This is a genomic window from Lacipirellula limnantheis, from assembly GCF_007746075.1.
GTDB classification, from domain to species: domain Bacteria; phylum Planctomycetota; class Planctomycetia; order Pirellulales; family Lacipirellulaceae; genus Lacipirellula; species Lacipirellula limnantheis.
In genome coordinates this window covers 1,051,736-1,074,511 of sequence record NZ_CP036339.1, presented here as the reverse complement: position 1 = coordinate 1,074,511, position 22,776 = coordinate 1,051,736, and the positions used below count along the sequence as shown (strand labels likewise).

At 58.8% G+C, this 22,776-nt stretch carries 15 protein-coding genes and 1 pseudogene; 11 read left to right on the top strand and 5 right to left on the bottom strand.

Annotation, left to right across the window (positions count from 1 at the left end; translation table 11 throughout):
- Window positions 1–20 precede the first annotated feature (20 nt).
- The 9 genes and pseudogenes from I41_RS04155 (at window position 21) to I41_RS04115 (ending at window position 15,778) form a co-directional block, all read left to right on the top strand.
- On the top strand, window positions 21–1,724 hold the full coding sequence (locus tag I41_RS04155; protein WP_145431185.1) for a hypothetical protein: 1,704 nt from the start codon (window positions 21–23) through the stop codon (window positions 1,722–1,724).
- A complete protein-coding gene (locus I41_RS04150) occupies window positions 1,721–2,710 on the top strand; it encodes an AAA family ATPase (protein ID WP_145431182.1) in 990 nt (329 codons plus the stop codon). The genes I41_RS04155 and I41_RS04150 overlap by 4 nt, the downstream gene beginning before the upstream one ends.
- 67 nt (window positions 2,711–2,777) lie before the next feature.
- Window positions 2,778–3,641: a DUF58 domain-containing protein gene (locus tag I41_RS04145; protein ID WP_145431181.1), complete on the top strand. Its 864-nt coding sequence runs from the start codon at window positions 2,778–2,780 to the stop codon at window positions 3,639–3,641.
- Window positions 3,638–5,410 (top strand): vWA domain-containing protein, encoded by a 1,773-nt coding sequence (locus I41_RS04140; protein ID WP_145431179.1) that lies wholly within the window; start codon window positions 3,638–3,640, stop codon window positions 5,408–5,410. The genes I41_RS04145 and I41_RS04140 overlap by 4 nt, the downstream gene beginning before the upstream one ends.
- 4 nt (window positions 5,411–5,414) lie before the next feature.
- Window positions 5,415–7,925, top strand: a complete 2,511-nt coding sequence (locus I41_RS04135; RefSeq protein ID WP_168206676.1) for a VWA domain-containing protein — start codon at window positions 5,415–5,417, stop codon at window positions 7,923–7,925.
- Window positions 7,926–8,005: 80 nt separating this feature from the next.
- A pseudogene (locus I41_RS04130) lies at window positions 8,006–8,181 on the top strand (transposase); the annotation flags it as partial.
- Window positions 8,182–8,392: 211 nt separating this feature from the next.
- Window positions 8,393–10,360 (top strand): acyl-CoA dehydrogenase family protein, encoded by a 1,968-nt coding sequence (locus tag I41_RS04125; RefSeq protein WP_145431175.1) that lies wholly within the window; start codon window positions 8,393–8,395, stop codon window positions 10,358–10,360.
- 680 nt (window positions 10,361–11,040) lie between these two features.
- Complete coding sequence (locus tag I41_RS04120; RefSeq protein WP_168206675.1) at window positions 11,041–14,913, top strand: beta strand repeat-containing protein; 3,873 nt, start codon at window positions 11,041–11,043, stop codon at window positions 14,911–14,913.
- Between the two features lie 433 nt (window positions 14,914–15,346).
- Window positions 15,347–15,778, top strand: a complete 432-nt coding sequence (locus tag I41_RS04115; protein WP_168206674.1) for an SRPBCC family protein — start codon at window positions 15,347–15,349, stop codon at window positions 15,776–15,778.
- A gap of 138 nt (window positions 15,779–15,916) precedes the next feature.
- Here the strand turns inward: I41_RS04115 and I41_RS04110 are convergent, their stop codons facing one another.
- Window positions 15,917–16,147, bottom strand: coding sequence for a hypothetical protein (locus I41_RS04110; protein ID WP_145431169.1), 231 nt, complete (start codon window positions 16,145–16,147; stop codon window positions 15,917–15,919).
- A gap of 419 nt (window positions 16,148–16,566) precedes the next feature.
- Between I41_RS04110 and I41_RS04105 the strand changes: the two genes are divergently transcribed.
- Window positions 16,567–17,265: a hypothetical protein gene (locus tag I41_RS04105; RefSeq protein ID WP_168206673.1), complete on the top strand. Its 699-nt coding sequence runs from the start codon at window positions 16,567–16,569 to the stop codon at window positions 17,263–17,265.
- A gap of 472 nt (window positions 17,266–17,737) precedes the next feature.
- Window positions 17,738–18,469, top strand: coding sequence for a lectin-like protein (locus I41_RS04100; RefSeq protein ID WP_210421105.1), 732 nt, complete (start codon window positions 17,738–17,740; stop codon window positions 18,467–18,469).
- Window positions 18,470–18,661: 192 nt separating this feature from the next.
- On the opposite strand, the gene I41_RS04095 is transcribed toward I41_RS04100, so the two are convergent.
- From I41_RS04095 to I41_RS04080, 4 genes are all read right to left on the bottom strand, one after another.
- Window positions 18,662–19,372 carry a hypothetical protein gene (locus tag I41_RS04095; protein WP_145431163.1) on the bottom strand — a complete coding sequence of 237 codons (711 nt, stop codon included), beginning with the start codon at window positions 19,370–19,372 and terminating at the stop codon, window positions 18,662–18,664.
- Between the two features lie 308 nt (window positions 19,373–19,680).
- Window positions 19,681–20,265 carry a hypothetical protein gene (locus I41_RS27640; protein ID WP_210421104.1) on the bottom strand — a complete coding sequence of 195 codons (585 nt, stop codon included), beginning with the start codon at window positions 20,263–20,265 and terminating at the stop codon, window positions 19,681–19,683.
- A gap of 443 nt (window positions 20,266–20,708) precedes the next feature.
- Window positions 20,709–20,888 carry a hypothetical protein gene (locus I41_RS04085; RefSeq protein WP_145431159.1) on the bottom strand — a complete coding sequence of 60 codons (180 nt, stop codon included), beginning with the start codon at window positions 20,886–20,888 and terminating at the stop codon, window positions 20,709–20,711.
- On the bottom strand, window positions 20,867–22,141 hold the full coding sequence (locus I41_RS04080) for a DUF7453 family protein (protein ID WP_145431157.1): 1,275 nt from the start codon (window positions 22,139–22,141) through the stop codon (window positions 20,867–20,869). Before I41_RS04080 ends, I41_RS04085 begins: the two co-directional genes overlap by 22 nt.
- Between the last annotated feature and the right edge of the window lie 635 nt (window positions 22,142–22,776).

The window sequence follows — 22,776 nt, the reverse complement described above, 5'->3', positions numbered from 1 at the left end:
CTCTACGGAGGTAGCAGTCGATGTCAGCGAACTCTCCCGGACCTGTCGAGCAGTTCGTCGCTTTTGTGCGACGCCGGGTCAATCTCCATTTGCTTTGGACGACGCTCATTTGGACGGCTGCCGCTGGTTCCGGCATGTTGGCCGTCGTCAGTCTCTTTTATGTCTTGCAGGGATACGCCGTTCCTGGCGGCTGGATTGCTTCGACGCTTGCGCTCGCAGCGATTGGCGGCATGGCCGCATGGCGCTGGCGCCGCTTGAGCGTCGAGGAGGCTGCCAGATTCGTCGATCGATTCTACGGATTGAAGGATGCCGTCGCTTCGCATCTTCACTTTGCTCGCGCTGGCCGGCGCGACGGGTTCTATGAGTTGCAAGCCGATTACACCCGTCGGCAGGTGAGTGAATTGTCGCCTACGGCGATCGCGTATCGACCGCCGCGTCGCGGTCTGCTACTCGCCGCCGGCCTGACTGCCGTCGCCCTGCCGCTGAGCCTTCGCGGCCCCAGCAACGAGGTCGTCCAACGGCTGGAACAAGAAGAAGCCGTGCAGCAAGCAACCGAGCTCTCCAACAAGGAAATGCTCGAGCTCGTCGAGGAGCTGCGGAAAGATGTCGACGACCCGTTTGAGAAGGAACTCGTCGATCCCGACACACTTCGCAAAATGGTTGAGTCGCTCGAAGCAACCAAGGATCAAAAGGAAGCGCTTCGTCAGTATGCTCAGCTGGAACGCGAACTGAACAAAGCCCGCCTCGCCATCCAGCGCAAGCAGGATGAGCAGCTGCTTGATCGCGCCGCTGAGAAGTTGCTGGAAGAACGCGAATCAAAACCTCTCGGCGAACAATTGCAGCAGAAGAAGTATGACCAGGCTTCTCAAGAACTGGCTCTGATGGAGCCAGAAGCGAGCAAGCCTATCTCTGAACAGCGCCAGCAACTCGCTCGACTCAAGGCGGCGTCACAGCGGATGGCTGCCGCGGCCAAGGCGAATAAGTCGGCCTCGCAAGGAAAGGAATCGAAAGCTGGCGAAAAATCGAACTCTAAGTCGGCGGCCGCAAAGAACGCCAACGGCGGCAATGGCGCCTCGGGCGAAAGCGGCGCCGCCGCGGGCGAAGGCGGCGGAGAGCTCGCTGAGAATCTCGAAGAATTAGCGCAATCAGTGCAGCATCTCGATGAATCGCTGCAGGAGGCCGAGCGTCAGGAAAAGGAAAGCGGCAAGTGCGACAGCCAGTGCCAGTCGCAATGCCAGGCCTGCCAGAACTCCGTCAACGATCAGCTCGGGAAGTTGTGCAAGAATTTGACGAAGCTGGCCATCCGCCGCGAAGCCGACAAGAAGCTCTGTCGCCTCTGTGAAAAGTGCAGCCAATGCCAGGGGCTGTGCAACGGCCTCTGTCAGAAGCCGGGTTCCAATCCCGGCGGCAAGAAGGCAGGTTGGGGATCGAATACCGCTCGTCGCGAAGGCTCCGATGAACTAGTCGACAACGGCCAGACGACTCAACTCCAGGGAACAAAAGGCGCTGGCCCTTCGCTCACAACCGTCGAGTCAGCCGAAGACGGCAGCGGCGTCTCCAATCGCCGTTCCACCGCGAAGCAACGGCAATTTCAACGCCAATTCGAATCGTTCGTCGAGCGTGAAGACGTCCCCGCGCAGGTGCGCGACGGCGTCAAGATTTACTTCCAGTTGATCCACCAGATGGAATCGACTCCCGCAGCCGATGGAGATGCAGCAGAATGACGACCGCAGCAGTCGAAGCAGAGCAAGCGGCCGAGCGATTCGTCAGCACGTTTCGGCGCGTTCGAGATGAAATGGCGAAATTCATCGTAGGGCAGCAGGACGTCGTCGAGCACGTGCTACTGGCCGTCGTCAGCGGCGGTCATGTGCTGCTCGAAGGAGTGCCAGGCCTCGGCAAAACGGCGCTGGTGAATACGCTGGCGCAAGCGCTCCATCTCAAGTTCCAACGAATCCAGTTCACGCCCGACCTTCTCCCGGCCGACGTCGTCGGCACGCAGGTGCTGGTCGATCGCAATGGTCATAAGTCGCTGGAGTTCCAACAAGGGCCTGTCTTTTGCAACGTACTCCTTGCTGATGAAATCAATCGCGCGACTCCCAAGACGCAATCCGCCCTTTTGGAGACGATGCAAGAAAAATCAGTGACCGTTGCTGGGAGAACTCATCGCCTCGATTTGCCGTTCTTCGTACTGGCGACGCAAAATCCGATCGAGCAGGAAGGAACGTACCCGCTCCCCGAAGCACAGCTTGATCGCTTCTTCTTTAAGCTATTCGTCGAATTGCCCGGCCACGACGAGTTTGCGGAGATCTTGCGGCGGACCGGCGGCGCGAAGTTGCCGACGATCGATCCCGTCGCCACGGGCGAGGAAATTCTGGAAATGGGGCGCACGCTCCGCGAAACGCCAATCGACGATGCGGTGCAAGATCATCTTATCCGCGTCGTGCGCGCCACCCATCCGACGAGCGAAGATGCGCCGGCCGAAGTTCGCAAATTCGTCCGCCATGGCGCTTCCCCGCGCGGGGCTCAGGCGATTCTCGCCGCCAGCCGGGGTCGCGCTCTGCTGGCTGGTCGCTACCACGTCTCGCGCGAAGACGTCGACGCCGTCGCTGCTCCCGCCTTACGCCACCGCATGATTCTGAGCTTCGAAGGCGAAGCCGAGGGCGTGAAGGCTGACGATTTGATCGAGAAGGTGATCGAGAAAGTCGATTGATCGGCCGAGCCGACTACGCTCCGGGACGCCGATTCACCCCGCCGATGCCCCTCGCCGTCTGTTCGCGATGCTCACCGATCCTGCCTTCATTCGCCGACTCGATTCGCTCTACCTTCTCGCGCGTAAGGTCTTGGGCGGATCGCTGCAGGCCGATCGCAAGACGCAGCAGCGCGGCACGGGCATCACGTTCGCCGACTACTCCGAATACTATCACGGCGCCGACTATCGCGCGATCGACTGGCGCGTCTACGCCAGGTTTGAAACACTGGTGATAAAGCTCTTCGAGCTGGAGGAGGATGCGACCGTTTACCTACTCGTCGACTCCAGCCGCTCGATGGAGTCGAAGTATCTCTACGCCCGCAAGCTCGGCGCCGCGCTCGGGTACATCGCCCTGCGCAGCCTTGATCGACTCGCCGTTTACGGTTTAGCGGATCGGCTTAATCCGCTCCTCGACGTCTGCCGCGGCGGCGCCAAGACGCTGGAATTTCTTCGCGCGCTCGACGCCGCGGAGACATTTGGCGGCGACACCGATCTCACGGCCTGCGCCAAAGTCTTTCAGGCTCGTCATCGTCGCCGCGGGCTGGTAATCGTTCTTTCCGATTTCCTCTTCCCGGGGGGCTTCGAAGAGGGGCTCCGCTATCTCCAGTACCACAACCACGAGGTTTTCTGTCTTCAGGTGCAGGATGACAACGACGTTCGCTGCGATTGGAAGGGGGACTTAGAACTGGAATGCGTCGAAACTGCCCAACGCAAGCGAGTCACGATCACCCCCCGCGAGGCGCGTCGCTACGAGCAGGCAGTCGCCGAGTGGAATGAGTCCCTCCGCGCGTGCTGCGCAAGGACTGGCATCGGCCTCGCGTCGACGTCGACCGCCCCGCCGTTTGAGTCGGTGATTCAAGACATCCTCCGGCGCGGAGGCCTGGTCGCATGAGTTTCCTCCAGCCCGCGATGCTCTGGTCGTTGCTTGCCCTCGTCCCGTTGGCCGCGATCTACTTTCTCAAAGTCCGCCCGCAGCGCCGTCCGACCACTGCTTATTTTTTGTGGGAAAAGATTTTTCAGGAGAAGCGAAGCAGCAGCCTGTTTCAACGACTGCGAGACGTTATCTCGCTGCTGCTGATGCTTCTGGCTGCGGCGGCAATTTGTTTCGCGCTGGCTCAACCCGAGTGGACCGATGAGCGGCAGGATTTGCTCATCGTTCTCGACAACAGCGCTTCGATGGCGGCCCGCGACGGTTCCTCGAATCGCCTGGACGATGCCAAGCAACTGGCGACTGGCCTCGTCCAAGGGCTGAATGGCTCGCAACGGGCCGCCGTCGCCACGATTGGTGACGTTCTAACTTACTGTTCGCATCTGACGGACAATCCGCGTGAGTTGCTTAACGCCGTCGATCAAATCGAATCGGCGCCCGCAGGGTTGCAAGATTCCGCGCTGGCGGAACTGGCCGAAGCCAGCAAAGCCAGTGGTCGCCGACGCATCCTCCTCATCAGCGACGGCAGCTTCGCGGCCGACCGAATTCCCGAAGAGATCGAGTTGTTCAAGGTCGGCGGCGCTGTTGAGAACCTGGGGCTTATCGCCGCCGATATCGCCTTTCTACCTGGCGGCGACGATCGCCTTGGCGTCTATTTCCAAGTTGCCTCCACGTTTGAAGAGCCGCAGGAGTGCGATCTGACGCTCACGCACGTCGAGCCTGACGGACGCGAACAACTCTTGAAGGTGATTCCGCTGCGCATCGCGCCGGGCGCCAATCCCCCGGAGCGCTTTACGTTGGAGAACGCCCCTGCTGGTCGTTGGCTGGCGCGGATCGACCGTGACGACGCGCTCGCCGACGACAATGTCGCCTATCTAGCCGCCCGCAAGCCGAAGCCGATTCCCGTCGCCGTCGAGTCCAGCGACCGCTTCTTTCTTGAAAACAGCGTTCTGGCGTTCTCGGGGTCCGACGCTTTGCTGCAACTGACCGAAGGCAACCCGGCCGTGGCGATCGCCAAGTCGACGACGCCGGAGGCGACTCTCGCCGTCATTTTTCAACCGACCGGCGACTCCCCGTGGTGGACCGAATTAGGTGAGGAAGTGGAGGTCGGCGCGCCGCGCGTCCTCCATCCAGAACACGCGGCGCTGGCCCACGTCGATGCGGCGACGATACCCTTCGTGGGTGCGCGGCAACTTGCACCCGCGCCGGGAGCCCATCTCCTGGTGGCCGACGACGCCGGCCTGCCGCTGATCTACATTGCACGCCACGAAGGCAAGTCGGCGATCGTCGTCAACCTCGATCCCGTCGCCGCCGACTTCTACTTCAGCGCGTGGTTCCCGGTGCTAGTCCATTCGGCGGTGACGCATCTCGTGGGGCGCGAGACGCCGCTGGCCGCGAGCTATCGACCGGGCGAGAAGATTCCCACGCTTGCCGCGTCGGAAGACGAAGAGACGACGCTGGTCGACGATGCCAACGCCTCTGAGTCGGCGCGCGGCAAATGGCGAAACCTGCCCCGGAAGCTCGGTTTCTACCAGTTGCAGAACGCCTCCAGCGAATGGGATGTCGGCGCTAGCCTTCTCTCCGAGCAAGAGACGCTGCTCGCGGGCAAGGAGACGGTCGATTCGCGCCGACCGATCAGCCAGGGACGTTCGCCCGTCCATTGGCTCACGCTGCTCGCGATCGTCGTCCTCACGGGCGAATCGATCCTCTACCACCGACGGAAGGTGGGCTAAGCCGATGATCGAACTCGTCTCTTGGCGCCCGTTCGTCTGGCTCGCCGCCTTGGTCGTTTTGGCGATCGCGGTGCGTTACAGCTTGGTCGATCGGCCGCGAGGACTATATTGGGCGTCACTCGGGCTCCGCGCGGCAGCCATCCTGCTACTAATCATCGCCTTGTGCCGTCCCTTCCTGGGCGACGAAGGGGACGACGCCCATGTGCTGTTTCTCGTTGACGTCTCCCAGTCAGTTGACTTGAAACAGATCCCTGCCGCTTGCGATCAGATTGACCTCTGGAAACAAGGCCTGCGTTCCGGCGACAGCTGGACCCTCTTCGCGCTCGGCAACGGCGTTCGCGAATATGAGTCGACCGATGCGTTGCGCGAAACCGTCCAGAAGTGGCAGTCGGGCGTCGCCGACGACGCGTTCCGCAGCGCCACGCAACTAGCCGAGGCAATCCTCGCCACTCGTGCCGCATTTTCCGCCGGCAAGTCAAGCCGCATGGTGCTCCTAACAGATGGGCAGGAAACCGACGGCGACCTTGCCGATGCGCTCTCCCAGGTCGCTGACGAAGGGATCGACGTCCGCCGCCATCCACTGGCCGGCCTCAGCGACGCCGAGGCGTCGGTCGTGTCGATCGAACCCTCATCGCGCGAAGCCTTTTACGGCGAGGTTTCCCGGATGACTGTCACTCTGGCGGCGAACGCGCCGATCAAAGGAAACCTGCGTCTCGTCCACAAAGGCGTCGCCGTTCAGCAGCGCGATGTGGAACTTACGGCTGACAAACAGCAGGTCGTCCATTTCGACGTCGACATGACGACTCCCGGGGCCAGCGTCTGGACGGCGGAGCTCTTGCCGGCGGAGGACCGCTTTGTCGTCAACAATCAAGCGGCCTGCACCGTCACTGTCCGTGGTCGGCCGCGCGTACTCGCGATCCACCGAGAGCCGCGCGAACTGCGACCCATCACGCGGGCGCTCACCGAGCAGGAAATCGAACTCGAAGTCCGCGGCGAGCATGGCTTGCCGAATTCGTTGGAGGAAATGGCGGCGTTCGACTGCATCATTCTGGCAGATATGCCGGCGACGGCGATGACGCCGCGGCAAATGCAGATGCTCAAGCAGTACGTCGTCGACTTCGGCGGCGGACTAATGATGCTCGGATCTGAGAATAGTTTTGGCTTGGGCGGCTACTACAAAACTCCGGTGGAGGAAGTGCTGCCTCTCGTTTCACGATTCGAAAAGGAAAAAGAAAAGCCGTCGCTGGCGATGGTGCTGGTCATCGACAAGTCAGGATCGATGGACGGCTTGCCAATTCAACTCGCTCGCCAAGCGGCCAAGTCGGCCGTCGAGTTGCTCAGCGCGCGGGACTCGATCGCCGTGATCGGTTTCGACGACCAAGCTCAAGTCGTTTGCGACATGACGAGCGCCGCCGACGCGGAGTCGGTCCAAGCGGCGATCGACTCACTCCAAGCGGGCGGGGGAACCTACATGTACCCGGCGATGGTCGAAGCGAAGGAGATGCTCGAATCAACGCCCGCTAAGATTCGTCACATGATCTGTCTCGGCGACGGGCACACGCAGCCCGCCGATCACGAATCGCTCGCCGAGGAAATGGCCGACGCCGGCATCACCGTGTCGACTGTCGCCCTCGGCGCCGCTGATAAGCAGCTGATGGCCACAATCGCCGAAATTGGACGCGGCCGTTTCTACGAAACTGACGACCCCGCGAACGTGCCGCAGATCTTCACCAAGGAGACGATGCAGGCCACTAAGTCAGCGATTAAGGAAGACCTCTACGCCAGCGTGAAAACCTCCGATCACCCTTCACTGAGCGGCTACGAAGAAGCCGAGCTACCCTTCACGCTCGGCTATGTGATGACCGAAGCCAAACCGACGGCGCAGTTGTTGCTGGCGGCGGAAACCGGCGACCCCTTGCTGGCGATCGGCCGCTACGGCCTGGGAACGGGCTTCGCCTACACGAGCGATCTCACCGAAAAGTGGGGGGGAGAGTGGCTCGCGTGGGACGGCTGCGGCAAGTTCTGGGCGCAAATGATTCGCAGCGTCCTACGACACAATGACGGCGACGGCGTCGAGATCGTCGAGCGTCGCGAGGGCGATCGTTGGCTGGTCGACGTTCGGCGAACGGACCCGAGCGGAGCGCCCATCAATGGCTTAGCGTGGGATGCGGCGCTTGTTGACGTTCAGGGAGTTGGAAGTGCCATTGAGATGCGCGAGGTCGGGCTTGGAAGATATGAGGCGTCAGTGCCGCTTCAAAATCGTCAAGGTGCGTCGCTCCGCATCCGCGATACTGATCATGAAAAGCTTTCATTGCTTCATTGGCATCGCCCTTATCCAAATGAGTACCGCCTTTTACAAAATCCCCCGCCGGCGATGGAAGCGTTGAAGACTGCCTCGACCCATTCAATCATCGACGAACTACAGCCGGTGATGCGACAATCGCCGATTGTCCATTATGCCTACTTCGGCGCTCTTGCATGTATGATTGGGAGTATTCTATTCCGACGGATCTAGAATCTCCGGCTTAATTGCGTGGAACTCCGCAGCTGATAAAGTGAGTCGAGTTCGACAAGCAGGCGTCTTCCAGCGGCGTCCTCGCCGGAGTGAGCGCCCGCCGAGTGGAAGATACTACCGAGGCGTTGTGGGGGACGCGCGTCTCTCCCAGCACCGTCAGCCAGTTGAATCAACAACTGTACGAGCAATCGAGGCGTGGCGGAACTGGCCGATCGAAGGGGAGTTCGCCTACGTGTCGCTGGACGGGATCGACCTGGGGATGATGGGCCCGTTCCCGCACAGAGCACGCGGTAGTTGCCCCGCACTACTTGTACAAAAGAGCCTCATTGATCGTTCGGGGGACGTCACGAGCGAGCGAAGCAAATGGATGGCGTTGAGCGTTCGTGCCTGATGCACAAATATGGACACAAAATGATAAACTGTCCGGTTCGCAAAATGTCGCCGGTTCGTTTGCACGAGGATCTGCCATGAAGCCCCGCTCGCTAGCCATGCTGGGTTGGCTCGTCATACTATTTAGCTGCTTGCGGGTCGCCTCCGCCCAGTCGGTTGCTGGGGAGGAATCACAGCCCGACACCACGGCAGTTAGCGCTCCCGGCCTCGACTATCCCGCGACCGCTCTTTCTGCATTACAGGATGCGCAGAAGAAAACAGCCGATGCGTTTGTCGTGCAAGACGAGCTGGATGCGCTGATTCATTCAGGGGGCGGCGGAGCTTGTCCTTCAGCAGTCAGCATTGACGCGATACAAGCGCTTCGCCTCATGGCGGGGCTGGAACGACTGGCCAATCCGCATAAGGCGGTGCTGGCGGCGTTTGCCAACCAGAAGGCATTGCTCGACGGCCGCGTCACCAACGAACAACTCGTCGCACTGTTGCGATTCTATGAGGACAAGTACCTCGAAGGGCGATCGATGGACATTGCCATCGAATCGACGCCGCTGGCACCCTACTCGCCGACTGCAAAGACGTGGTCGCAAACCGATGGCCCTGACCTCCGCGTATCGCCCAGACAACTCAAGATAGTGACCTTCAACGTGACCGAAGCCTCGAGCAAGCACCTCGGCCGACACTTTGTGTTGCTCAAGGAATATGTCGACAGCGCAATCGTCGTGGTCGATCCCAGCAAGCCGGCGAAGGAACTTCGCTACATCCTTGGCGACTCACTTGGGGACGAGAAGTCGAGCGGCCATTTATTTCTCTTGCAACCGGATGGAGCGCCAAAGCGCGACAGCATCTTTGAGGTAGATACGGTTTTTACGATAACGCTGCGCGACAAGGAAGTTCCCGCGGTCGTTGTGCCGGAAAGTCCGAAAGAACTGGGAAAGCTCATAGATGCTGCGGCAGGCGAGTTGCTGCAAGCAAAGCAACTGCGATCACCGCGCGACTGGCGCAAAAAGACGGCTTCATTCGGGCTGCCGGGACTCGACTTGCCTGTTGAATACGGTGGCGCAGCATGGCCAGCGTCAAAAGTACTGGAAGCATTCATGCACGCTGGCTGGCACGACCTCAACTGCCGGGACGTAGTGGGCGGCGCGCATGTCCGTCCGCTGCTCAAAAGCACCGACCTAAAAGTGCTCGATATTGTTCGGCAAGTCGCCAGTGGCGATGCCTACGTCGCCATTACGATGACCGAACCGCATGCTGGCAGTGATTTTCACGCGATCACCAGCACGGCGCGCAAAGTCGAAGGCGGCTATTTGTTGAGCGGGGAGAAACGCTATGTCGCACGTCTTGAGCAAGCCACGCACGTTATCATATTCACGCAACCAGCAAGTGGCGAGCCAAAGGGGTTGAGCGCGTTCGTGCTGCCGATCGACACGCCCGGCCTTGAGAAGTATTCGTTCGGCGCGCACGGGCTCAAAGGCAATTCCTTCGGAGGAATGAAGTTCAAAGATGTGCGCGTTGATGATTGGCAAATGATCGGCGCCGACGGCGAGGGCGATAACATCTTCGTCAATCACTTTCGTTACTGGCGACTGATGCAGGTCGCAGCGGCGATCGGCACGGCCGATCGTGCTTTGGACATGATGGCCGAACGTCTTTCAGCCAGGGAAGCCTACGGCGGACCGATCGGCCGCTTCACGCATCTTCAGCAATCACTCGGGCAGCACACCACGGAACTTCGCATGGCGAAGGCGCTCGCCCGCGAAGCGGCTGCCATGCTCGATCGTGGCGAAGGCGAAGCCGCCGATCCGATCATCAACGGCTTGAAGGCCGAAGGAGTCGAAATTGCGCTCCAGGCGGTAGACGCCGCAACTCGTGCCTTCGGAGCGGAAGGCTATTCAGACCGCGTCGATCTTGGCGATCGCTTGCAAGACCTCAATGGGCTTCGCATTGCCGATGGCACGACCGACGTGATGCGGATGGATGTGGTGCGTCGATCGTACAAAAATGGCAAAGAGCTTTGGGATATGGCTGTGAAGGTGAAGAAGCGGTGACTTATAGTTTTGGCGTATCTCAACGAGCGTTGATCCAATGCAGCAGAGATTGGTAATCACGAGTTTACAAATCTTCGCCCCTTTTTCGGGTATTTCAGCACGCCGCCTTGGAACACGTCAGTCCCAGGAATCGCATCGCCTAGCATCGTGACTGGTCACATTACCGTTCACGATGAGGCATTCACTGGCGCCTTGCAGAACGGCGTTTAAGGCGGTCAATGTCGGCCGGGATGGTCGCTCGACGGGCAGCTGACGCTTACCGACTGCGTCCGGGTATGAAGCCGCCCGCCGCCTGTAACTTGTGGTGTTGAATGTGATCAGGTCGCCATCTCGCAAACTGGCAACTACGCCCTTGACTCGTTAAATTGTTTAGGCGCCAGCGAAATATGAGACCGATGCCGTTGGTTTGTGTTAGAAAGCTTTCTTGTCGGAGTAAGTGCTGTCTCTGCAGGCGGCGATCTATCGAGAAGTGCCTGTCGACTTAGCAAGTCTTTGCATCGACAAGTGTTCAATGATGCGCCGCGGTTAGAGACGGCGTGCCACTCTGAAAAAGAACGGCTGGATTAGTACGCAATCGCAAGTGCGTCATTAATTGGTCAGAAATCTATCGAATGAGAATTATGAGTATTAATCGTTTCATATTGGGTGTTCTCATATTCGCAACATTCACAGCGGCGCACATGCAAGTCGTCTGCTATGCATTGCCCACCCTCAACGAAGTGCAGAACGTTACCACGTCCGGTAATGTCAGCTCAGCCCTGTACTCGAATCAGTACGACATGCTGTTTCTGCGGGACTCCGCGTCGGGCGTACGTGTCTTGAATGCGTCGACTGGCGCTCAATTAAGTATGCGGACGCCTACTCCGACGGGTTCGTTCACGGACTTTGCGTTCTCCCCAAGCGGGCAGTACCTGTATGTCGCCGACTATGGAGGCACCATCGTTGGATACGGGACGCCTGCCCATCCGTCGTTCGTACATCGGTACGATCTACAGTCAGGAACGTGGACATCCGCCCAAGCCATCGGCATTGGGTACCGCATTGCCCCGGTTGACGACAATCGAGTCTTCTTAGTGGGACAAGACCAAACTGTTGACATCTCGCTGCAATCCTACGCCCCCGACTCGTTGATGACTCAGCTAGCCCAATCTTCGGGTTACCAAGGAGACATCGAATACAGCGCAAGCCTCGGCCGTCTGATTTACAACACGTCGGGCCTTTCTCAAACCGATGTCCGCGCCTACACCTTGAGCGGCAATACTTTGACCGGAGCGGAGTCAGTGAATGGTAGTCCCTATGGTTCCTCCGGCGTGCTTTCTACGGACGGGTTGACCTACTACTACAACCAGGCGGCATTGAACGCGGCCAATCTGACGCAGAACATTGTCACTTTCTCGCAGAGCATCGGCGCCGCGACTCCCACGGTCGCCTTCGGCACGACGAACTATTTCAACGCGGCCACAGGCGCGTCGCTGGGCTCAATTCCGTTCACCCCGCAGTCGTGGACGATCGGTGCGAACAACCGCGACGTCTGGGCGGTCGAACAGCCCTCGGGCGGCAGCACGACGCTGCATCACTATATAATCGCGCAGTCCTCGATTTGGAACACTGCTGGGAGCGGTAGTTGGGCCGACACGGCGAAATGGAATCCGAGCGGGCTACCCGATGGAATTGATAACACAGCGGACCTGAGCCAAGTGACTCTGGCATCGGATGCGACCGTTGCATTAGACGGTGATCGTACAGTTGGCCGAGTTGTATTAGGGGATGTGGGCGCAACTCGCAACTGGACCGTCTCGCCCGGATCTGGTGGCGTCCTTACCTTGCAGGTCACTGGCGGCACGCCGAGCATTTCAGTGATCAATCAGACGGCGACCATGAATGTGGCCATCGCCGGCGCCCAAGGGATGAAAAAGGAAGGCGCGGGAACACTAGTACTCGCAGTCGACAGTATTTACACGGGCGGTACGACGATTAACGGAGGCACTCTGCAGGTTGCTTCAGAAAGCAATCTAGGCGGCGGCGAAATGACGATCAACGCCGGTACGCTCCGCGCGGCCGGCAGCATCGATTCGGCACGCGCGATCACTCTGGGTAGCACGGCTTCCACGATCCAGGTTGATAGCGGTTTTACTTATAGTGCTTCTGCCGGAGCAATCGTCTCGGGGACAGGCGGCCTGACCAAGACTGGCGGTGGTACGCTCGATCTGACGGCGATTGCCGCTGCCTACACCGGTGCGACCACGGTGAATGCCGGCATGCTCAAACTCGGGTCATTCAGTTCTGCGGCTCAGGTGACGGTAGCCTCTGGGGCTACGATGGATGTGTCCGGCAGCAACCTCGTGCTGGGGGCAGTGGCCAACTCGGGCGACATCGCTTTCTCGGGCAACGCTGGCACGATCACGTTGAGCGCACTTAGCGGGCCCGGCGTCACGACCTTCTCAGCAGGAGCGAATCTTCCCACGTTTTCGAACGGCACGATCAACGTCGCGGGCTCAGCTACCATCACGTCCGCCACGGGGGGCACGGCGAACCTTAATGGCGCGACGGCCACGATTGGAACGCTTAGTAATACGTCCGTAAATCTGGCCAGCGGCACCGCCCTGAGCGTCTCGGCGGGTACTCAGACGTCCGGAAGCATCAACGGAGCAGGCGTTCTGACGAAAACCGGAACCGGTACATTGATCTTGGGATCTCTAAACACGTACACGGGCGGAACTGCGATTTCCGCCGGTACGTTGCAGATTGGCAATGGCGGTACGACGGGAAGCATCGTGGGAAACGTGCTCAACAGCGGAACGCTAGTCTTTAATCGCAGCGATTCCATCGTATACGGAGGCCAGATTAGCGGTACGGGCGCGGTTCGCAAGAGTGGCGCCGGCGCACTCACCCTCACTGGTAGCAACAACTACACGGGAGGCACGACGATCAGCACAGGCACGTTGCAACTGGGCGATGGGACTGAAGTCGGCACAGTAGCTGGCGGCGTGATCAACAACGGCACGCTCGCTTTCAATACGCCGGCGGACGGGCAGACGTTCAGCGGCGTGATTACTGGTACTGGAAGCGTTGCAAAGTTGGGTCCGGGAACCCAAGTGCTAACGAGCTCCAACTCCTACTCAGGTGGTACGACAGTATCGGCCGGACGACTTCAAGTCGGCAACGGAGGGACGGTCGGCAGCATCACCGGCAACGTCACCAACAATGCTACATTGGTTTTCAATCGTTCGGATAGCGTTGGATTACCGGGAACGATAAGTGGTACGGGCCGAGTTGAGCAGACCGGCGCAGGGACGCTCACGCTCTCGGCGAACGTTACGAACGCGGTCTTGGTCACCAAGGGGCGTGTGGTGGTGGGACCTACTTCGACGCTCATCGGTGATGTCACGACGAGCGGCGCAGGTCGCTTCGAGAGCGGGGGCGGAACTATCAACGTCGCCAATCTTGACAATAGCGGTATCTTCAGCGGATCGGCTGATGTTTACGGCAGTTTTGTCAATCGTCCGACTGGCGATGTTCGACTTGGAGCGGGACAAAGTATGACTCTGCAGATTTCGACGCCACAGTCGAACGCTGGGGCGGTTGAGGTGCTGGGCAACGCCATTTACCAGGCGACATTCGAGTCAGTTGGCGCATTTACTAACTCTCAGGGGGGTAACAGTCTGATCGTGGCCCGCAACGCGAGCCTCCGCTTCAACGGCGGACTGTCCAATCATGGCGCGGTGTCGATGATTTACGGGCTGACCGACGTGTTTGGAGACGTCAGCAACGAATTGGACGGATCGCTTGCCGTCGTAGGGGGGGCGGGCGTGACGTTTTACGACGATGTCATTCAAAACGGAACAATGTCCCTGAGCAGCGCCGGCAGTACGCAAAGCAGCGCTGTGTTCTTAGGATCGCTGAGCGGAGCAGGTAGCTTTACAGGTGGCGGCGATGTGTACGTCCTGGGAGATTTGCGGCCGGGAAATAGCTCGGCGATTGTCACGATGACCAACAACGTGTCTTTGGCCGCTGGTTCAAGGACGCACATTGAACTTGGGGGAATCACTGCGGGCTCCGGATACGACCGGTTAATTGTCAACGGCGGTCTACAACTCGGCGGCGCCCTTGAGGTGTCGCTCACGGGTGGATTCAATCCTTCGGTTGGGCAATCGTTCGATATTCTTGATTGGACCGGACTAAATGGCACGTTTTCATCCATCTCGCTTCCCGAGCTGGCAACGGGGAAGACGTGGGACACGACACTGTTGTATTCTGCCGGCGTGATTTCCGTTTCGGCTGCGATCCTGCCTGGTGATTTCGACCACGACGGCGATTGCGACGCCGACGACTTAGTTTTCTGGCAAGGGGCCTTTGGCCAAGGCAGCGGCGCTGACGTCAACAGCGACGGCGAGTCCGATGGCGCCGACTTTCTCGCTTGGCAGCTGCAGTTTAGCAACGCATGGGCGCCGCTTGGTGCTGCGCAGGTCCCCGAGTCTGCCACCTTGGCCTTAGGCTTGATCGGGTGCTTGGGTCTACTGACTAACCACCCGGGCAGGTCAAGGCTGACTTGATGCAGTGCAGCCCTGCAACGAAGCACGGATCGATCTTCTGGCCGCGATGGTTGCCCCCTATTGGCCCTCAACGTAGCAAGGGGGCGGAACACGGCTCTGGCAAGTAGTCGGTGAGGCTACATAGTTAATGCGAAGAAGAAGGTTAAGCAGATGGCGTCAAAGATGTAGCGACGAACTTCTCCAGGGATGCTGTCGAGCTACGTGCTGCTAACCGCGGCCGTCCCGCCGCTGGCCCCCGTCGCGGAATCACGGCCCTTCTCAGCGCGGTCACCGTAACCATTACCAGCTTTCTAGCCGGTGACGAGGTTATCAGCGCTTACTTGATCAACGTCGCTCGTTAACTAAATTACAGCTCGTCGTTGGCATCATTCTTGTTGTCTGGCGCTAGACGCCCATGACTAATGGACTCTCTCAGATGTGTACGCGATTCTTTATGCCTGCGTTAGCCGCGTTCAGCCTCGTGCTTCCTTCGTCCTCCCTTGGTGACGAAGTCCCAGTTGGAGACGGGCGGCTTGTTGATGAAGGCGTTGTTGCCGCGCCGCTGGGCGATGTCTGGACGGCGTTCACGACCAAGGAGGGGCAGGAATCGTGGATGGTGGCTCACTCCGAGATTGAACTGAAGATTGGCGGCCGGATGCGCACGCATTATGACCCGAAGGGCACTATTGGCGACGCCAAGACCATTGAGAACACGATCATCTGCTACGACCCGGAGCGCATGCTCTCGATCAAAGTGAGCAAGGCCCCAGATGGGTTCCCCTTCCCGAATGCGGTTAAGAACATGTGGACGGTCATCTACTTCGAGGAAAATGGCCCAAAGTCGACGCGCGTGCGAGTAGTTGGTTTGGGATTTGGCGACGACTAGGAATCGAAAGAGATGCGTGCGTTTTTCGATCGCGGCAATGCCTTCACCTTGAAGAAACTCCAAGAACGCTTCGCGAGTAATTCGGTGGGGCAGTAGATGCACAACGCCTACTCCAGTAGGGTCGATCGCGGAAGCGCTTTAACACCAGTCCTTGATGAACCGACGAACGGCGGCATAGCCACCCCGCACACCGCTCACTCGGAAGGGCGCCGAGATCAAGACGAATGGTGTGGCGACGACATAGGCGATCGGCACGATGAACAGTTCGACCGCTGCTAGTATAAACTCGTCTGGCATATAGGCTTTTCGCTTGAGGAGCGTGAATCTGGCCGGTTGCATTCCCGCGCCGGCGGTTAAAATGCGGGGCATGAGCTTAATGCGATTACTTCTCGTCATCCTAGGGCTCGGCCTCACCCTTGGGATGCTCTTGCCGTCTGCCGCGAGAAGCTGCGGTGCAGGAGGAGGGCCTAAGCCCGCAGCGTGGATCATCGGTCTGGGGGGCGGTGTCGGATTGACAATCCTTGTCATCGCGATCGTTCCGTCACGCCGTCGCCCCTAACCCGGGCCGGGTCGCTGGGGGCTAGGACACAATCGCTCAAAAACGGCGGTGACTTGGGTAGGCGGCCGAAGTTAGAATCCCTTTTCTGGCGTGGTAATATCGCCGCGCTCCTGCGGTTCGTTCGTACCCAGTGCTGAGTCGGCGTTTCATGACGGATGGCAGACGTTGGCGATTAGGGATATTTCTTCTCTCGTCGATGGCGAGCGCCGCGATCGCGTCGGCTGACCGGATGCAATTCCCAACCGATCCGAAAGCTTATGAGCCTCCAACGAAGGCGAGGTCAGGTCCGGTCACCGGTCCTTTCGCTCCAAACGCTGCCTCTGAAGAGCAGCAAGGGTTGCGGCTGGCTGATCGTCCGACGGTCACCTCACCGAACCTTGAAATGCCGGACACGTCTGGCGCCAACGCTCCGTCCGTTCAATTGCCTGCGCCATGGGTCGAAGAAAAACCTCAGCCAGTAACGCCGAACGACAATCGAAGCGCCCCTCCGTCCAAGCGATCCGTCGAGGTTTCGCCGCCGAGCAAGCGGATCGTGAAGGCCCAACCCCACGCTCGCTCTCCCACGCCGCCGAAAGCCGTAATCGCTGTTGGCATCGTGGGGGGCATTTTGCTATTCGGGTTTTTGATACATCGTCTTTCGGAATACAAGCGTCGGCGTGAGAAACCCATACCACGCGAGCCGGTGCTTCTTACAGGCGTTGGGGGTGCATCAATTGCAGAGATTGTGGGGCCGCCCGAATATTTAAGGTTTTTCGGACTCGATTCTATGGCGTGTGAGGAAGACGTGTTGCGTGCCTATCGCGAACGTTCGTGGGCCGTTCACCCTGATCACGGCGGCGATGCTGCGGCGTTTAAGGATATGCAACGGCGGTTCGAGCAATCGCTGGCGTTCGTGCGTCGGCGACGCAGGACAGTTAGTCTTCCTTAATCAGGCTGAAGGATCGACTGAGCCGCCTTCGCCGCCCGCAGTGATAAGGGAGGCCTTCAGGAGATTCGACGACTCGACTGTCGCACTGTAGATTGCCAGGGCCACCATCAGCAGTAGGGCGGTAACGAAGAACAACGCCAGTGAGCAGGCCGCAGCGTCGATAGAAATCGGGATCTGTCGTCTCCCCAGGGGGCCAAGCTCAGCGTATGAGGTGACTTATTCCGGCGTAAGTCTCCCGTCGATCAGCCAACCGCTCCAAGTATTTTCGGAAAAGCCGAAGCGATGCGACCCTAGCTTGATGTTGAGTTGTCAAGTACTGCCGCTAATCACTGATGCGTCTCCCGAAGCGGGGGCGGGGTATGGGGAGATTTTACTGAGTATAGTCGTCGATTTTAGCAACGCAGCAAATTTCGTTGACAACTATCGGACAACTTGGGATAAAAGTCGGGGGCAGCAACCGCACGACTCTCCAATGCAACGCATACTTCTTTGCGCGCTGTTCTGTGCCGCTAGTCTCTCAGCGGTGACGCCTGCGTTCGCCTGGATGAGCGAGCCGGCCCGCAACCCTGACAACGGGCATTATTACGCGTTCTTCACTAAGTTGGACGACGAAAGGTTTATTCGGCCGGCCATGCCGTTCGCAGATGCCCTGACGCGTGCGGCGTCAATATCGCATTTGGGTATTCCTGGTCATCTAGCCACGATCACATCGCAGGCGGAACAGGACTTCGTCCTAAAATACTTTAAGGAGTTCGGGCGTTCGCCGGTTGGGTCCACCGAAAAATTCTGGATTGGTGCCAGCGATGCGGCAATCGAAGGAGAATGGCGCTGGGTCGGCGGGCCTGAAGAAGGGCAAGTTTTCTGGCGAGGTAGCGTCAATTTGGGGGGATATGTCACGGGGCAGTCCATTGGCTATCACAACTGGCCCAAGTCAAGGATTGGAAGCTATTTCCTTGAGCCGAATAACGCCCCCATGGACCGTCGACGCAACCCTGACGGTGAAGACTACCTCGCTCTGTACCTTAGTAGCTATGGAACAGCACAGACATCATACTGGAACGACGTGATCGGCTTGGATGACAATGACTCTTCCTCGCCCCGCCTTGCCATCGTCGAGTTCTCGGTCATTCCGGAACCATCCTCGGCGACTTTAACTGCCATCTCGGGCGCAATGCTTGTCGCCGCCTGCCGACGTCGCGGCTGACCTCGACCGCCCGTTCCAACTCAAGCGCCGCTGAAAACGTCGTACAAATTGAGCCGTGACGCGGCGCGGGGCGGGTGTGACGATCGTGCCGCGTTTCGCGGGATCACGCGAGGTGGGTTGCTGGCGCGCCTGCCGCCAGCGCACGAAAAAGGGCATCACAGTTTCATCAACTTGCGACGCCCTAACTTCCGTTTATGCGTTAGCTGGCGCGAATTGCGTCGATCGACGATATGCAGCTAAACCAAGAGCCGAAGCCAACGCCAGCATGGCGGTTGCCGGTTCTGGAATCGCGGTTTCGAAATGGTTAACCGCAAACGCACGTGAAACTAATGCCGCTGGCACGCCTTCAAATCGCAGTGTAATGCTGAGAACGTCTGTGACGTTCTCAAACGTGTTGAACGGAATGTAGCCTGTGCTATAGGCGCCGTTGTCCTTGAAGGTTCCGCCCCAGCCCTTGCTTGCCACGTCGACGCCTCCCATCCCATCCGAAGTTTCCAAGACGAGGATCGCTCTTTGCATATACTCGGCTCGCATGTCGCCGGACATTCGTAAGCGAAACTCCCGAGTTCCCCCTGCCGTCAGGTCAACGTGCAGCGGAGTGCTGTCACCGTAGTTGAACTCACCCTCACCGTTGAAATTAAGAATTCCCTGATCGAATATCGCCCCGGGAACAGGGGTAGGAGCCGGATCATTGATGCGAATGGAGACGTCGTCCCGAGCCGTGGTGCGGCGTTCCCCCCCAATGACCTTCGTCGGATCTAACCCGTTCTCGACGTCAGTAACGGTTTGCAATGGTCCCGCGCTGATGTTTAACGACCCCTGAGTGAAATCGTCAATCAACCTTGCCTGGGCACTAAAGCACATCGATGAAGTTGCGACGAGAACAAACACGCTGATTCGCATTAGCCTCTCCTCCAGTTGAACACAGACAGGATGTGTCTAAGTAGCGCCATTAGCATACCAGTACATCCACTTTGTGACAAAGGATTTGGCCGAATTCATTTCGGCGGCCCGTGTTACGCGGGAAAAGCGGTTTTTCCGCCTACCTCAATTGCATTTGCGGCGCCTCGCAGCGTCATTACCAGCAGCGTCCACAACGCCGCGCCGGCGACAACCCAGCTCATAGCGAGCATCATTCAGCGGAGTCTGATTAATGCCCCGCGACTCATGGTCGTCAGAATAGCGTCTCCCGTCGCGGGCAGGCGGCGGCGTTATTGGCGGCGACGGAGGGCGGCGAGGGGGAGGAGGGCGAAGGAGCCAAGGGCGAGCGTGGAGGGTTCGGGGACTTCTCTGGCTGAGGCAGAGAGACCGTCGGTCACGAATGAGGTGATGCCTTCCACAAAAAATGAAGTGGTTGACCAGTCGGCTTCGGCGGCGCTGAAGGGCTTGGGAACGATGAAGGAATTTGGTGAGGCCGCTGTGAAGAAAGATCGATCATGGAAGTATACTGTTAATCCCCTCATCGTCGCGGTGCGTCCGTTCAAATCGAAACTCATGGGAGGAACGCGTTGGGTGTCGGCGCTGATTCCTCCGTCTTGAACATCCCAAAAGTCCAACGCCCCCATGGCGAGAAAGGTTGCTTCGTACACGCCGTCGTAGCCTGTCGAACCAGTCACCGCTAGCGAACCGGAAGGATTGCCGACAGCCCATCTTGTATATTTGGAAGTCGAAAGGAGTGGCGGAAACTCCGCGGCGTCCCAAGTCAGATCTAATCTGAGTGCGGCGTTTTCAAAGACAGACGGGCCAAGTCTGTGCACCGTGAAGTCGAATTGATACTTCAGCGGGGCGCCAGTCACGAACGGCGACGCTGCCAAAAAAAAGATAACGAAGAGAAGTTTGTTCACGGCCTGAAATATCATGTTGCTCTCTCACCGTGGAAGTCCCGAGCATAGGTAGCTAAGAGATTCGCGTCAACATTTGTACCTCCCATCCCCTTTGGAGACCCAACAATGGCATCCCTGACCGAACACCTGGGTTTACCTCGTGACGCGCGAGCAGGGCGCTAAGGTCCGCTCACGCGCTTCGCATTTGCTGGATAACCCGAGAGTTGGTGGTCCGGGAGCGGGGGCGTAAGGTGGCGCAGGCTTCAATTGCTAGTCATCGTTGCCGCACTGCGAGATCTTATGACTTTGGATTCCAGTCGTGGGCATCATCGCCGTACTCGACTCGTTTGGGCTGCGGATTAGGTTTCCTGGATTACGGAACTTGATTTATGAGGATGACGACAAGGAATACGCGCTCACGCCGCCTTCGCCGCCCGCAAGTCCGCGAGCGTGATCGCCGCTAGCCGCTTGCGGGGGTCCGCCTCGATCGCCGCGAGGGCTTTTCCGAGCGTGACAGTGCCTTCCGTCGACAGCCCCGCAAGTTCAATGTCTTGGGCTCCAAACTGACTGGAAACTAGCCACGCACGTGTGTGCATTGCTCCAAGCCATACCTAATCGTTGCGTCGGACGGTCGGCGTTTGCGTGTTGTGCCGTTGATTAAAATGTCCAGCAACGAGTCGTCCGCGGCGCGAAGTCCCATCACTGCGATGGCTACTGAAATAAAGACGCCTAGCAACAAGGTCGTCGGTTCCGGTACGACCCTGGCGACAGTAAGCGTTTGCAAACTGTTCGCGTTTGAGTACCAAAACGCGATGTCTCCCTGATCGTTCAGGCCTTGCCCGAAAGTGACGCCGATTACCTGCTCGTCGAAGAGCGTATCAAACCGTTTGACCACTTTGTCGTTGACGAGGTCAGGACCCGTGTAAATGCCGTTCTCAGTTTCGCTATCAAGCGTTGCCTCGAACGCGACTCGGCCGGCCCCGTTGATGGAGTGACCGAAGAAAGAGGAGAAAGGACCGGAATTGTCGGCCACAGTGAACACCGGACCGCCGCTGCTTGTGTATAGTCCCATGCCGCCGCCATCGGGAGAACCAAGGAAGATGGCCGTGCCATCGTTGTTGAGTACCGGCACTCCCACGTTTTCGAGCGGACCGGTGGCGTCTGCCAAGATCGTCGGTGGTCCGCCGCTGCTTGCGAGGATCGCGTTGCCGCCCAACGCCGGAAACCGAGAAGCGTGGAAGCCGACCGTGCCGGCGTCATTTATAGAAGGATTGCCGAAACCGTAGAAATCGCCGCCATTCGCGATGATCGTGTTCGTGGGCCCGCCGTTGCCCGTGAAGATGCCGCTGCCGCCCGTGTTGTGGATGACGGCCCAGAAAGCGACCGTGCCCGAGTCGTTAATTGAAGGCCTGCCGCCGAATGCGACGGTATCGAAACTGCGGAACACCGGACCGCTGCTGCTGGCCGTGGCTATCGTGTTCAAGGAGCCGCCCGCGGCGGTATAGATTCCTTCGCTGCCGTCATCGAGTGCCGCCCAGAATGCGACCGCGCCTGCGGAATTGATCGAAACGTCGCCGAAGTCGCTGAATAACCCGCTCGTCTCGGCCAGCGTGGTAATGACGCCGCCACTGGCAAGAAAAACGCCTTCACCCCCGCCGTCGAGGTCTGCGCGAAAGGCGACGGCGCCATCGTTGTTAAGCGCCGGCTCCCCGAAATTGCTAAACGGCCCACTCGTGTCAGCGATCTTCAAGAAGTTGTAGGGCTGCGCGGAAGCAGCGGCCGGGGCGAATGCGATGCAGAACGCGCATGCAGCGACGGTTGCAAAAGACCGATGTGAACGAAAACGCATTAGCACGCTCCGTCGAGACGAGAAATCGAAGGCAACCTGAGAACGCCAATCTACGCTACCTGCCATGGTGAATCGGGTCAACTATTTGGCAGATGAGGAGATCAGCTGGGACATGCTCAATTCTAACTGGCGCTGTAGGCCAGCAGTGTGATCGGATCGCTGGCAGAACAAAAATCGCCCGCTGCGGGAAGATGGTTTGCTCCAACAGCCAACACACCACTGCAATACTGCGGTTTAATCGATCCGCGTAGCTGGAAACTCAACCGAACACATCGGATCCAAAGAAGTGACTGCTTTCTACTAGCCTGATTCGTGGATTGACTGGAACTGATAGATCGCCAAATAGCAACATTCTTCACGTCTGAACGCAACGAACATTGTTGTTGGTTATCGGACTGCCTCAAGAGTGGTCAGGTCGCTCACGACAGCGTGCAGGTGTGTCACTCCCAAGTGCGCTGTCAACGCTCTGCTTGCGACGTCGGTCGAGAACACCTCCACGCGCACGCACATGCCCATTCTGCCATCTGCTCGGGTCGAACTGTGGACCTTACTTTACTTACAGGACCAACAGCAACAATAAGTGATTGTCTAATTGATCTTTGCGCGGCGAACGAACCCCTGGTATCGCTAGCATC

Excerpts from the sequence above, each read along its gene's own strand:
- I41_RS04155 (WP_145431185.1), top strand. The coding sequence starts at position 21 with ATGTCAGCGAACTCTCCCGGACCTGTCGAGCAGTTCGTCGCTTTTGTG.
- I41_RS04150 (WP_145431182.1), top strand. The coding sequence starts at position 1,721 with ATGACGACCGCAGCAGTCGAAGCAGAGCAAGCGGCCGAGCGATTCGTC.
- I41_RS04145 (WP_145431181.1), top strand. The coding sequence starts at position 2,778 with ATGCTCACCGATCCTGCCTTCATTCGCCGACTCGATTCGCTCTACCTT.
- I41_RS04140 (WP_145431179.1), top strand. The coding sequence starts at position 3,638 with ATGAGTTTCCTCCAGCCCGCGATGCTCTGGTCGTTGCTTGCCCTCGTC.
- I41_RS04135 (WP_168206676.1), top strand. The coding sequence starts at position 5,415 with ATGATCGAACTCGTCTCTTGGCGCCCGTTCGTCTGGCTCGCCGCCTTG.
- I41_RS04125 (WP_145431175.1), top strand. The coding sequence starts at position 8,393 with ATGAAGCCCCGCTCGCTAGCCATGCTGGGTTGGCTCGTCATACTATTT.
- I41_RS04120 (WP_168206675.1), top strand. The coding sequence starts at position 11,041 with ATGCAAGTCGTCTGCTATGCATTGCCCACCCTCAACGAAGTGCAGAAC.
- I41_RS04115 (WP_168206674.1), top strand. The coding sequence starts at position 15,347 with ATGCCTGCGTTAGCCGCGTTCAGCCTCGTGCTTCCTTCGTCCTCCCTT.
- I41_RS04110 (WP_145431169.1), bottom strand. The coding sequence starts at position 16,147 with ATGCCCCGCATTTTAACCGCCGGCGCGGGAATGCAACCGGCCAGATTC.
- I41_RS04105 (WP_168206673.1), top strand. The coding sequence starts at position 16,567 with ATGCAATTCCCAACCGATCCGAAAGCTTATGAGCCTCCAACGAAGGCG.
- I41_RS04100 (WP_210421105.1), top strand. The coding sequence starts at position 17,738 with ATGCAACGCATACTTCTTTGCGCGCTGTTCTGTGCCGCTAGTCTCTCA.
- I41_RS04095 (WP_145431163.1), bottom strand. The coding sequence starts at position 19,372 with ATGCGAATCAGCGTGTTTGTTCTCGTCGCAACTTCATCGATGTGCTTT.
- I41_RS04085 (WP_145431159.1), bottom strand. The coding sequence starts at position 20,888 with ATGCACACACGTGCGTGGCTAGTTTCCAGTCAGTTTGGAGCCCAAGAC.
- I41_RS04080 (WP_145431157.1), bottom strand. The coding sequence starts at position 22,141 with ATGCGTTTTCGTTCACATCGGTCTTTTGCAACCGTCGCTGCATGCGCG.